This is a genomic window from Paracoccus sp. (in: a-proteobacteria) (genome assembly GCF_047973135.1).
Classification (GTDB): Bacteria; Pseudomonadota; Alphaproteobacteria; order Rhodobacterales; family Rhodobacteraceae; genus Paracoccus.
Window position 1 is genome coordinate 1 of the sequence record NZ_JBKEBL010000317.1, and the last position, 12,585, is coordinate 12,585.

Annotated in this window: 11 protein-coding genes; 6 read left to right on the forward strand and 5 right to left on the reverse strand. The window is 63.6% G+C overall.

The annotated features are described in order from the left end of the window. Window positions 1-166: 166 nt before the first annotated feature. Entirely contained in the window at window positions 167-658 is a 492-nt protein-coding gene (locus tag ACK5L9_RS22615) for an RNA polymerase sigma factor (RefSeq protein ID WP_416913709.1), read from the reverse strand. 76 nt (window positions 659-734) lie between these two features. On the opposite strand from ACK5L9_RS22615, the gene ACK5L9_RS22620 reads away from it, so the two are divergent. From ACK5L9_RS22620 to ACK5L9_RS22640, 5 genes are all read left to right on the forward strand, one after another. After that, a complete protein-coding gene (locus tag ACK5L9_RS22620) occupies window positions 735-2,075 on the forward strand; it encodes a S8 family serine peptidase (protein ID WP_416913710.1) in 1,341 nt (446 codons plus the stop codon). A gap of 150 nt (window positions 2,076-2,225) precedes the next feature. Next, the gene (locus tag ACK5L9_RS22625) at window positions 2,226-2,999 is read left to right on the forward strand and encodes a sulfite exporter TauE/SafE family protein (RefSeq protein ID WP_416913711.1); all 774 of its coding nucleotides are present in this window, start codon (window positions 2,226-2,228) and stop codon (window positions 2,997-2,999) included. A gap of 70 nt (window positions 3,000-3,069) precedes the next feature. Further along, window positions 3,070-4,236: a M20 aminoacylase family protein gene (locus tag ACK5L9_RS22630; RefSeq protein ID WP_416913712.1), complete on the forward strand. Its 1,167-nt coding sequence runs from the start codon at window positions 3,070-3,072 to the stop codon at window positions 4,234-4,236. Window positions 4,237-4,247: 11 nt separating this feature from the next. Beyond that, on the forward strand, window positions 4,248-4,982 hold the full coding sequence (locus ACK5L9_RS22635; protein ID WP_416913713.1) for a glutamine amidotransferase: 735 nt from the start codon (window positions 4,248-4,250) through the stop codon (window positions 4,980-4,982). 164 nt (window positions 4,983-5,146) lie between these two features. Beyond that, the gene (locus ACK5L9_RS22640; RefSeq protein WP_416913714.1) at window positions 5,147-6,679 is read left to right on the forward strand and encodes an arylsulfatase; all 1,533 of its coding nucleotides are present in this window, start codon (window positions 5,147-5,149) and stop codon (window positions 6,677-6,679) included. Between the two features lie 72 nt (window positions 6,680-6,751). Here ACK5L9_RS22640 and ACK5L9_RS22645 read toward each other — a convergent pair whose 3' ends face one another. From ACK5L9_RS22645 to ACK5L9_RS22660, 4 genes are read right to left on the reverse strand one after another with little or no spacing between them, the layout of a single operon-like run. Then, window positions 6,752-7,831: a BMP family ABC transporter substrate-binding protein gene (locus tag ACK5L9_RS22645; RefSeq protein ID WP_416913715.1), complete on the reverse strand. Its 1,080-nt coding sequence runs from the start codon at window positions 7,829-7,831 to the stop codon at window positions 6,752-6,754. Window positions 7,832-7,860: 29 nt separating this feature from the next. Continuing rightward, window positions 7,861-8,748, reverse strand: a complete 888-nt coding sequence (locus ACK5L9_RS22650) for an ABC transporter permease (protein WP_416913716.1) — start codon at window positions 8,746-8,748, stop codon at window positions 7,861-7,863. Beyond that, window positions 8,745-9,821 (reverse strand): ABC transporter permease, encoded by a 1,077-nt coding sequence (locus tag ACK5L9_RS22655; RefSeq protein ID WP_416913717.1) that lies wholly within the window; start codon window positions 9,819-9,821, stop codon window positions 8,745-8,747. The genes ACK5L9_RS22650 and ACK5L9_RS22655 overlap by 4 nt, the downstream gene beginning before the upstream one ends. Next, window positions 9,818-11,338, reverse strand: coding sequence for an ABC transporter ATP-binding protein (locus ACK5L9_RS22660; protein WP_416913718.1), 1,521 nt, complete (start codon window positions 11,336-11,338; stop codon window positions 9,818-9,820). Before ACK5L9_RS22660 ends, ACK5L9_RS22655 begins: the two co-directional genes overlap by 4 nt. A gap of 94 nt (window positions 11,339-11,432) precedes the next feature. On the opposite strand from ACK5L9_RS22660, the gene ACK5L9_RS22665 reads away from it, so the two are divergent. Further along, a partial coding sequence (locus tag ACK5L9_RS22665; RefSeq protein ID WP_416913719.1) for a PHP domain-containing protein occupies window positions 11,433-12,585 on the forward strand: 1,153 nt, incomplete at its 3' end.

Here is a 12,585-nt window from a genome sequence, read left to right on the forward strand (position 1 = left end):
ATCGGTTCAGGCGGGTTTGCAGGTCGGGATAGGCGGCGATCATGCGGCGCAATTCCCCGGCCCGCGCGGGGTCAAGTTGGCCATCGGCCAGCGCCATCAGGGTTTCGTCGTCGATCTGCATGGTTCCGTTTCCCTTTGCGATCCTGACCTGACTACGCGTCAGCCATCACTTTATTCCAAGTTTTTGTGACAAGGCGAGACGGGCGCGTGACAGGCGGCTCATTACCGTGCCTGCGGGAATGTCCAGAATGCGTGCGGTTTCAGCGTAACTCAGTTCCTCGACACAGACCAGATGCAGAACTTCGCGCTGCTCGTCGGTAAGCCCGGCCATTGCTGTCTGCACGCTGTGCAGCATCAGCCGTGCCTCAAGCGCGGGGCCGGGATCGGTGGGCAGCACCTCGGGCATTTCGTGGACATCGACCTGATTCCCGGCGCTGCGTTGCCGTCGGGTCTGGTCGATAAAGGCATTGCGCAGGATCCGGAACAGCCACGGCTCAAGCCGCTGTGTCGGATCGAAGCTGTCTGCATGGGCGATGGCACGCTCGACGGTGGTCTGAACCAGGTCGTCTGCCGTATCGCCCCGGCGGGTCAGGGACAGGGCAAATCGGCGCAGATTGGGCAGCAGGGCGATCAGGGCCTCGCTGAAAGCCGCATCCATATTAACTCCGGGTTCAAAAAATTTGTATAATGGGAATAATAGAATGCGTGCAACGTAGAATGTCCAGCAAACTTCCGTGGAGGATACGATGCAGATCCGGGTGACGCTTTTTCTGGCCGTTATCATGGCGATGCTGGTGGCCGATCTGCGCCCCGGCGGCTTTGGCTGGATGCCTTCGGCGGCATGGGCGGATGACGATGACGATGATGCCACACCACGCCGCCGTCAGGTTCAGCCGCGCCTGCCAGCGATTTCCCTGCCGCGCCTGCGCACCCCGCCCGCGCCACGCGCGCAGGTTGCGCCTCTGCCGCGCCGCGCCCCGAATGAGGTGATCGCCCGCAGCCTGTCGGGCGAGGATTTGCAGACTCTGCAAGCGGCCGGATTCACCGTACTGCGCCGGGTTCGGCTTGCCTCGGGTGACGAATTCTTCCGCCTGCGCAAGCCTGCGGCGATGACCATGCTGGCGGCGCGCGATATGGTCCGGGGGCTTGCCTCGACCGGGTCGGCGGATTTCAACCATTACTATCGCACGGAAAACGCCGGCGCTGCTGCTGCGATACCCGGATGTACGAAAGGCAGTTGTCTGGCGCGGCAGATGATTGCTTGGCCTGCGGTGACAGGGGGTTGTGGCATGCCGCCGCGGATCGGGATGGTCGATACCGGGCTGAATGCGGATCATGACGCGTTGAGGGGCGCGCGGATTCGCGTCCACCGGATCCAGCCAGGCGACCAGCTTCCGCCCTCGGACAAGCTGCATGGCACTGCCGTCGCCGCTCTGCTGGTCGGCCAGTCCGACACCCGCGCGCCGGGGCTTGTGCCCCATGCCGAACTGGTCGCCGTGGACGCCTTTCACAAGGTCGGCGGGGATGAAAGGATGGATGCCTTTGCCTTGGTCGAGGCGCTGGATTACCTGACCGGGAAACAGGTGGGCATCGTCAATTTATCGATCAGCGGCCCGCCCAATCAGACGCTGCGGCAACAGCTTCGGCGGATGGAGCGGGGAGGGATTGTGCTGGTGGCGGCAGCCGGGAATGGCGGTCCGGCGGCCAAGCCCGCCTATCCCGCCGCCTATCGCCCGGTGATCGCAGTGACGGCGGTGGACCGGCGCGCGCAGGTCTATCGTCGCGCAAACCGGGGCAGACATATCGACCTTGCCGCGCCGGGGGTGGATGTGTGGACGGCGGCCTCGATCAGCGGCCGGCGCAACAAGACCGGCACCTCTTATGCCGCGCCTTTCGTGACCGCCGCCGCCGCGCTGCTGCTACAGGCGGAACCGGGGCTGAGCGTTGCCGAGATTCGCAGCCGGATGGAAAACAGCGCCGAGGATCTGGGCATGGCCGGCCCGGACGAGGTGTTCGGGCACGGTCTGATCCAACCGCCTGATCCGTGCCGCAAGACCGGCGTGACGCAGCACTGAGTTTGGCGTGCGGTCCTGCACCCGCCAGCAGGTTGCGGCGGCACGTCCCCTTTTGGGGCGTTCACCCCCCTGACGGACAGGCTTCGAAAATATCCTATCATTCAGATGGGAATTATGGCTTTATCGAATCAACCATCAAAGGAGACAAAGATGGAAGATTCGTTCGTGCTGTTCCTGCTTGTCGGCTTTCTGGCGCAGATCGTCGATGGTGCCTTGGGGATGGCCTATGGCGTCGTGTCGTCATCGGTGCTGCTCAGCTTCGGGGTGACGCCTGCTGCGGCCTCGGCGGCGGTACATGCGGCCGAGTGCTTTACGACCGGCGCAAGCGCCGCCAGCCATGTCTGGCACCGTAATGTCAACTGGCGCTTGTTCCGGGTGCTGATGCCCGCCGGAGTTCTGGGCGGCGTGTTCGGGGCCTATGTTCTGACCACATTCGATGCGGGCTTCATGAAGCCGGTGGTTGCAGCCTATCTGGGGCTGATGGGCCTTTACATCCTGTGGCGCGCCTATGTTTACCCGGACGTTTATCGTGAACACAGCCGTGGATTTGCGGGCGGTCTGGGTGTTGTCGGCGGTTTCATGGATGCGGCGGGCGGTGGCGGCTGGGGGCCTGTGGTTTCGACCGGTCTTCTGGGTACGGGCGGGGCACCGCGTCCGGTCATCGGGACGGTGAACACGGCCGAATTCTTCCTGACCCTCGCCGTCTCGGTTGCATTCCTGACGGCGCTTGCGACTGGTCATTGGGACAACGCCGCCGGCCTGACCGGGCATGGTGCGGCCATTCTGGGGCTGATCGTCGGCGGTCTGGCCGCAGCACCGCTGGCGGGCTATGTCGTGCGGATCATTCCGCATCGGGTTCTGCTGGTGCTGGTGGGTATCCTGATCTGCGCGCTGTCCGTCTATCAGACCGCGCGGCTTCTGTGACGGGTGGCATCGCGTGCCGCTTGCCAACTGCACGCGATGTACTAACCTGTGTCTGACAGGAGACAGGATCATGCCCGTAAAGAACCGCTTTGCCGAGTTGCTGCCCGAGATCACCGCATGGCGGCACGATTTTCACCAGCACCCGGAACTGATGTATGATGTGCACCGGACTGCCGGCAGGGTCGCCGCGCTGTTGCGCGACTTTGGCTGCGATGAAGTGGCCGAGGGGATCGGGCGCACCGGCGTTGTCGGGGTGATCCGGGGCCGGACCGACCGGCATGGCCGCGTGGTGGGGCTGCGCGCCGATATGGACGCGCTGCCCATCCACGAACAAAGCGGGCTGGATTACGCCTCGAAAACGCCGGGCGTGATGCATGCCTGCGGCCATGACGGGCACAGTTCGATGTTGCTGGGGGCGGCGAAATATCTGGCCGAGACGCGCAATTTCGATGGCACTGCCGTGGTGATCTTTCAACCCGCCGAAGAGGGCGGCGCGGGTGGTCAGGCGATGATCGCCGATGGTCTTGCCGATCGCTGGCAGATTCAGGAGTTTTACGGCATGCACAACATGCCCGGCCTTCCCGCCGGGCAATTCGCCATCCGTCCCGGCCCGATGATGGCCGCTGCCGATCAGTTCGACATCACCGTGACCGGAAAGGGCGGGCATGCCGCCATGCCGCATGACTGCGTTGACGCGACGCTTGCGGCGGCGCAGATCATCGTGGCGCTGCAGTCGCTGGTCTCGCGCAATATCGATCCGCTGAAAGGCGGTGTGGTCTCGGTCACGGCGGTGACGACCGATTCCAGCGCGCATAACGTCATCGCCCAGGAGGTCCGGCTGAAGGGGACGGCCCGCAGTCTGGATCCCGAACTGCGCGACCTGCTGGAACAGGGCGTCACCCGCATCGCTACCCATGTGGCGACGGCGATGGGTGCGCGGGCCGAGGTCGATTTCCAGCGCGGCTATCCCGTGACGCTGAACGACGCGCAAGCGACGGACTGGGCCGCCGATGTGGCGCGCAGCATCGCGGGCGGTGTCGATCTGGACATCCAGCCGCTGATGGGAGGCGAGGATTTCAGCTATATGTTGAACGAACGGCCCGGTGCCTATATCTTTCTGGGCAATGGCGACAGCGCCAGGCTGCATCATCCTGCCTATTGCTTCAATGACGAGATCATTCCGGCCGGCGCAAGCTGGTATGCCGGCATGGTCGAAACGCGCATGCCCGCAGGCTGAAAGGGGGGCGCATGAAGCCGTTCCTGATCATGCAGTTGCGCCCCGAGGACGAGGCTGCGGATGAGGAATTTGCCGCGATCCTTCATCGCGGTCGGCTGGATGCGTCGCGCGTCCGCCGGATACGGCTGGATCAGCAGGCGATCCCCGCCGATCTTGCGCTGGACGACTATGCCGGGGTGATCGTCGGCGGCGGGCCGGGCTGCGTCTCGGATCCGCCTGACAAGAAAACCCTTGCCGAGGCGCGGATCGAGGCCGCGATCCTTGCGCTGATGCCGCAGATCACCCGGCACGATTTTCCGTTTCTGGGCTGCTGCTATGGCATCGGCATTCTGGGCCATCACCTCAACGCCCCCGTGACCAAGGATCACCACGGCGAACCGATCGGCCCGATCACCGTGTGCAGGACGCCCGAAGGTGCCGCCGACCCTCTGCTGGAGGGTCTGCCGGACAGCTTTACCGCGATGGTTGGCCATAAAGAGGCGCTGGATGCCCTGCCTGCCGGTTGCGCACATCTGTTGTCAGGAAAAAACTGCCCGTTTCAGATGATTCGTGCGGGCCGGAATGTCTATGCCACGCAGTTCCACCCCGAGGCTGGCGGCGAAAGTTTTATTCTGCGGATCCGCGTCTATCGCGACAAGGGCTATTTCCCGCCCGATCAGGCGGAGGCGCTGACGGCGCTGGTCGCGGATGTGGATAGCAGGGTTTCCGGGCGCATCCTTGCGAATTTTGTTTCACGCTACGGGTGAACCAAACCATCGGGTCGGGCGTTTTGCTGCCGAGGCTGCCGGAACTTGCCTGAACATGTCTGCCCAGGGGTCCGAAAAGCCTGCCGAAACGAGAACGCACATCTTCTGCGTTGCGGGAACTTTGGACAATACAATCAAAAGATGTAAATGGAGTGCTGAACAATATGAATAAGCTGATCGCAGGGGCGGTTGCGTCCCTTGCCCTTTTGTCCGCCCCGGTCGCCGCGCAGGAAACGGCGCGCCCGAATATCCTTGTGATCTGGGGTGACGATGTGGGGATGTGGAACATCTCGGCCTATCACCGGGGGATGATGTGCTGCGAGACTCCGAATATTGATCGCATTGCCCAGGACGGGATGCTGTTCATGGACCACTATGCTCAGGCCTCGTGCACGGCGGGTCGGGCGGCCTTTCTGACCGGGCAATATCCGATCCGGGTTGGCCTTGCGACGGTGGGCATTGCCGGTTCGCCCATCGGGTTGCAGGCCGAGGATCCGACACTGGCCGAAATGCTGAAACCGCTTGGTTATCGCACCGGGCAGTTCGGCAAGAACCATCTGGGCGATCTGGACGAACATCTGCCGACCGCGCATGGCTTTGACGAATTTTATGGGATTCTCTATCATCTGAACGCGGGCGAATATGTCGAACAGCCTGATTACCCGCACAAGTTCTTCGACGATCTGGGCATTCACCAGCGGGGGATCATTCATTCATTTGCCGCCCCCGAGGGCGGCGAACAAAAGATCGAGGATCTGGGCAATTTCGGGCAGGAACGGCAGCGCACGCTGGATCAGGAGGTGCTGGATCAGTCCAAGCGTTTTATCACCGATGCCGCGAACGCGCATGAACCGTTCTTTGTCTGGCATAACATGACGCGGACGCATTACCGCACCAATCTTGACGACCATTACGACGGCATCACCGGAACGGGCAATGTCTATGCCGATGGCATGACCGAGATGGACGACGATGTGGGCGAATTGCTGGATCTGCTGGATCAGCTTGGCGTCGCGGAGAACACCGTGGTGATGTTCTCGACCGATAATGGCGCGGCGTCAAATTCATGGCCCGATGGTGGCAACCAGCCGTTCCGGGGCGAAAAGGGCGTCGGCGGCTATGAGGGTGGTTTCAAGGTGCCGATGGCGGTCAAATGGCCGGGCCTGATCCCGGCGGGCACCACCACGGGCGAGCTGATGACGATGGAGGACTGGGTTCCTACCATCATGTCCCAGCTTGGTCGCCCCGACCTGAAAGAGGATCTGCTGGACGGTGCCGATATTGGCGGCAAGGAATACCGCGTTCATCTGGATGGTTACGACCAGACGCCGATGCTGTCGAAAACCGGTCCCAGCAACCGGATGGAGTTCTTCTTCTTCACCGAGACGACCTTCCACGGCATGCGCTATGGCGAATGGAAATTCCTGTTTACCAGTCAGGACAAATGGTTCAACGGTGTCCAGAACAAGCTGGTGACGCCGCTGATCACCCGTCTTGATCTTGACCCGTTCGAGCGTTTCCACGAGGCGCGCGGCTATGACGAATGGCAGGAAAACCGGTCCTGGGCACTGACACCCGCCGCAGGCATCACGCAGAAGTTCTTTGAAACCTTCAAGGACTATCCGCCCCGGCAGGCCAGTGTGGATTTTGACACGGACAAGATCATGGGTGATCTGATGAAGCCGGCCGCGCAGTGATGCCGGCGCAATGAATGCCGACGCCTCGCCCCCGGACAGGGGCGAGGCGTTTTCCGTTTCCGGGCCGGTCGGTTACTTGGGGATTTCTGCCGTGATTCCCTCGACATAGAAATTCATGCCCGCCAGTTCTTCATCCGTGGCGACCTGTCCGTCGGCCAGCCATGCGCTGCCATCGGCCTTGTTCAGAGGGCCGGTAAAGGGGTGATAGGCACCGCTGGCGATCTGGTCTTTCAGGGCCAGCGCCTCGTCCTTCACGTCGGCGGGCACGGCATCGGTGATGTCGCCGATCTGCACTTCGCCATCGCCGATCCCGGCCCATGTCCCTTCCGAGGTCCAGCTTCCGTCCAGCACCTGCCCGACGCGCCTGATGTAATAGGGTGCCCAGTTGTCGATGATTGATGACACGCGCGGCGTCGGCGCGAAATTCGACATGTCGCTGGCCTGACCAAAGCCAATTGCGCCCGCCTCTTGCGCCTTGGCCAGAGGGGCGGTCGAATCGGTGTGTTGCAGGATCACATCCACCCCCTCGGCGATCAGGGCGGCGGCGGCGTCGGCCTCTTTTGCGGGGTCGAACCAGCTATAGGCCCAGACGATCTTCATCTCGACATCGGGGTTGACCTTGCGGGCGTGGATAAAGCTGGAATTGATGCCCTGAATCACCTCGGGGATCGGGAAAGAACCGATATAGCCGATCTTGTTCGATTTGGTCATCCGGCCCGCGATGGTGCCCATGACCGCGCGGCCCTCGTAGAAACGAGCGTCATAGGTGGACACGTTTTCGGCGCGCTTGTAGCCGGTGGCATGTTCGAATTTCACGTCCGGAAACTTGGCTGCCGTGTTCATCACCGCGTCCATGAAGCCAAAGCTGGTCGCAAAGATCAGCTTGTTCCCGGCCAGCGCAAGCTGGGTCAGCGCACGTTCGGCATCGGCGCCCTCGGGCACGCTTTCGATAAAGGTGGTCTGGATCCTGTCGCCAAATTCCGCCTCGATCGCCTGACGGGCCAGATCGTGCTGATAGGTCCAGCCGCCATCGCCGACCGGGCCGACATAGATGAAACCGACTTTCAGCGGCCCGTCCTGCGCAAAGGCGGGCGCGGCAAGGCTGATCGTGGTCAGGGCTGCGATGCTGGACAGAAGTTCTCTGCGGTTCATGGGGTTTGCTCTCCGTTATGGGCTGCGCCTCAGTGCAGCGCGTGAAAATTCTGTCCAAGCGAACCGGGGGCGGCCCCGCCCGCACGGCGGCTGAATTTCTGCCGGGCAGAGATCAGCACAAGGACAATGATGGTGGCCAGATAAGGGGCCATCGACAGCAACTGTACCGGCACCGACACCCCCGCCGCCTGCAATCGCAATTGCAGCACGGTCACACCGCCGAACAGCCACGCGCCGGCCAGCACGCCAATGGCCGTCCAGTTCGAGAATACCACGATGGCCAACGCGATCCAGCCCGCACCCGCCGTCATGCCCTCGGTCCATTGCAGCACTGTGGCAATCGAGATGAAGGCCCCGCCAACCCCCGCCATCGCGCCGCCAAAGGCGATGGCGGCAATGCGCACGGCGCGCACGTCATAGCCAAGCGCGTGCGCCGCCTCGTGATTCTCGCCCACCCCGCGCAGGATCAGCCCGGCACGTGCGCGGTTCAGGAACCACCAGACCAGCGGCACCATCAGCAGCCCCAGCCAGACGATCCAGTTGATGCGCAGCGGGCCGGGCGTCATCGGCGGGGCCTTGATCCCCTCCAGCGGTTTGCCGAACAGCGCGGCAAGGCCAAGGCCGAACAGCGTCAGCGCAAGGCCGGATGCGACCTGATTGGCCAGCAGATATTGCGTCAGCGCCGCGAACAGCATCGAAATCGCCGCCCCCGCCAGTGCGGCGACAACAAAGCCGGCAAAGGGACTGCCGGTCGCGTGGGCAGCGGCGAACCCGGCCAGCGCGCCGGTGATCATCATCCCCTCGACGCCAAGGTTCAGCACGCCCGCGCGCTCGGCCACCAATTCGCCAAGAGCGGCAAACAGGATCGGTGTGGCGGCGGCCAGCAGCAGCAGAAAGACGGAAAGCGGGTCGATCATGCCCTGATCCTCCGTTCCACCCGAAACCGGGTCAGCAAATCGAATCCCAGCAGGAAGAACAGCAGCATCCCTTGAAACACCTGCACGGTTGCGGCGGGCAGTTGCAGGGTCAGTTGCGCCAGTTCGCCGCCGATATAGGTCAGCGCCAGCAAAAGCCCCGCCAACAGGATGCCGACGGGGTTCAGCCTGCCCAGAAAGGCAACGATGATCGCGGTGAACCCATAGCCCGATCCAAAGCTGTCGGTGATCTGGCCCGCAGGACCGGCGACCTCGAACAGCCCGGCCAGCCCGGCCAGCGCGCCCGACAGGCCAAGACAGAAGGCGACCAGCGTTTCGGGGCGCACACCGGCAAAACGCGCCGCGCGCGGGGCAAGCCCGGCGGCGCGGATGTGAAAGCCGCGGATATGTCGGCTCATCAGGAACCATGTCGCCAGCACGGCCAGAGCCGCCGCGACCACGCCCCAATGCGCGCCGGTACCGGCGATCAGCTCGGGGTTCGCGGCGGGCGGATATTGTTGCAGGTTGCGCGAGCCGGGAAAGCCGAAACCTTCGGGGTTCTTCATCGGGCCAAAGGCCATCCACGCCGCGATCTTCTGCGCGACATAGACCAGCATCAGCGACACCAGGATCTCGGACGCGCCGAACCAGTTGCGCAGCATCGCCGGAATCATCCCCCAGACCCAGCCGCCAAGCGCGCCCGCCAGCACCATCGCCGGAAAAATCCACATCCCTTCCGCCGGATAGGCCGCCAGCGCGACAGCCGCGCCCGAAATGCCGCCAATGATATACTGCCCCTCTGCACCGATATTCCAGATGCCTGCCCGGAACCCGATGGCCAGCCCCGAGGCGATCAGGATCAGCGGCGCGGCCTTGACCAGCAGTTGCGGACGGGAATAGCCCGATGCCATGCCGAACAGCGGATCCCAAAAGATCGTGCGGATCGCCGCGACGGGGTCATAACCCATGATCGCGAACAGCACGCCGCCCGTGATCATCGTGGCCAGCACGGCCAGCAGCGGCGTCGCGAATTGCCAGATGACCGAAGCCTCGGTCCGGGGAACAAGCCGGATCATGGATGCGCGGCCTCCATGCCATGCGCGCCGCCCAGCATCAGCCCGATTTCGTCAAGGCTGAGGCCCTCGGTCGGGCGGGGATCGGACAGGCGGCCTTCGTTCAGGGCGCAGAATCGGTCGGACAGTTCCAGCAGTTCATCCAGATCCTGACTGATCACGATGACGCCCGCGCCCGCCCGCGCCAGATCCAGCAGCGACTGGCGTACGGCAGCGGCGGCACCCGCATCCACGCCCCATGTCGGCTGGTTCACGACCAGAACGCGCGGGGCCTGCAACACTTCGCGACCGATGACGAATTTTTGCAGATTGCCGCCCGACAGGGCGCGGGCGGCGGTGCCGGGGCCGGGGGTGCGGACATCGAAATCGCGGATCACCTGTTCGGCGTAATCCCGCGCCGCGCGCCCGTCGATCAGCCCGTTCCTGACCAGCCCCCGGCGCGGCCCGGCGGTCAGCAGGGTGTTTTCCGTCAGGCTGAAATCGGGCACGGCGGCATGGCCCAGCCGATCCTCGGGTGCGGCCAGCAGACCGGCCTTGCGCCGCGCCTGCGGGGAAGCGCCAGACAGGTCGCGCCCCTCCAGCAGGATCAAGCCGGGGCGGCTGACGGTTTCGCCGGACAGCGCGGCCAGCAATTCCTCTTGCCCGTTTCCGGCCACCCCGCCGATGCCCAGAATCTCGCCCGCGCGCAGGGCCAGGGCGACGGATTTCAGCGCCGTTCCCTCGGCATTCGGGGCGGGCAGGGACAGGTCGGCGACCTGCAACAGAACCTCGCCCGCTTGTCGGCCGCTGCGGTCGATCTGGCGCATCTCGCCGCCGACCATCATCGCGGCCAGTTCGCGGGCCGAATGCGCGCGGGGATCGCAACTGTCCACCACCCTGCCGTGGCGCAGGATCGTTGCGCGGTCGCAATGGCTGCGGATTTCATCAAGTTTGTGGCTGATATACAGGATCGCCGTGCTCTGACCGGCCAGGATGCGCAACGTGGCGAACAACAGTTCCGCCTCTTGCGGGGTCAGCACGCTGGTCGGTTCGTCCATGATCAGCAGGCGCGGATTCTGCAACAGGCAGCGGATGATCTCGACCCGCTGACGTTCGCCTGCGGACAGGGTGACGACGCGGCGCGCGGGGTTCAGGGGCAGGCCGAAATCGTGGCTGACCCGCGTGATCCTTGCGGCCAGTTCGCGGCGGGGGGGCGGGTTTTCCATCCCCAGCGCGATATTTTCCGCGACCGTCAGCGCGTCGAACAGCGAGAAATGCTGAAACACCATCGCCACCCCCGCCACCCGCGCCGCCCGCGGATCGGTGGGGCGATGAGGCTGGCCGTTCAGGAACATCCGTCCCTGATCCGGTCGCACAAGGCCATAGATCATCTTGACCAGAGTGGACTTGCCCGCCCCGTTTTCGCCCAGAAGCGCGTGGATCTCGCCGGGAGCCACCTGAAAGGACACACCATCATTGGCGCGAATGCCGGGATAGTTTTTGCTGATCCCCTCTGCTCGGAACACCTCGGTCGCGTTCAAATTTGTCCCTCCGGTCAAGCCTCTGCCTGCTTAGCGCGTTCGGGGGCGTTTGGGCAATTGCGCTGTTTGGTCAGGCTGGGATACATGTGGTAACATGTCGAGCAAATCCCCCCGGTTCATCCATCTTCGCACACATTCCGAGCATTCTTTGCTGGAAGGTGCGATTCCGGTAGGCACATTACCAAAGCTGGCGGCCGAGGCGGGAATGCCGGCGGTGGCGCTGACCGATACGAATGCCATGTTCGCGGCGCTGGAATTCAGCGTCAAGGCGATGGGCGAGGGGGTGCAGCCCATCATCGGCTGTCAGATGGTCTTGCAGGCCGATGCGACGGGGCCGGTCGTCCTGCTGGCGCAGGATCACCAGGGCTGGCTGAACCTGATGGCGCTGTCATCCTGCCTGTACCTGCGCAAGGATGGCAGCTTGCCCCACATCACGGTGGCGGAACTGTGCGACCACGCCTCGGGGCTGATCTGCCTGACCGGCGGGGCGACAGGGCCGTTGGGCCTGCTGATTGCGCAGGGGCAGGCTGACGAGGCGGCGGCGCTGGCCGGGCGGCTGGCGGCAGCTTTTGCGACGCGGCTGTATGTGGAATTGCAGCGCCACCCTGCGGAAAACGGCAAGCTGACCGAGGCCGAAACCGCGTCCGAGGCCGGGTTGATCGCACTGGCCTATGCCATGGAATTGCCACTGGTTGCGACGAATGATGTCTATTTCCCCAGGACCGACATGTACGAGGCGCATGACGCTTTGATCTGCATTGCCGAAAAAGCCTATGTCGATCAGTCCCAGCCCCGCCGCCGTCTGACCCCGCAGCATTATTTCAAATCGCCCGAGGAAATGGCGGTCCTGTTCGCCGATCTGCCCGAGGCGTTGGAAAACACAGTCGAAATCGCCCGCCGCTGCGCTTTTGCAGTCAGCAAGCACAAGCCGATCCTGCCGAAATTCGCCGATGACGAGGTCGAGGAACTGCGCCGTCAGGCCCGCGCGGGACTTGAGGCGCGGTTGAAGGTCATTCCGCATGCCGTGCCGGTCGGGGAATACCACAAGCGGCTGGATTTCGAACTGGGCATCATCGAACAGATGGGCTTTCCCGGCTATTTCCTGATCGTGGCCGATTTCATCAAATGGGCCAAGGATAACGACATTCCGGTCGGGCCGGGGCGGGGGTCGGGCGCGGGCAGCCTTGTGGCCTATGCGCTGACCATTACCGACCTCGATCCGCTGCGCTATTCCCTGCTGTTCGAAC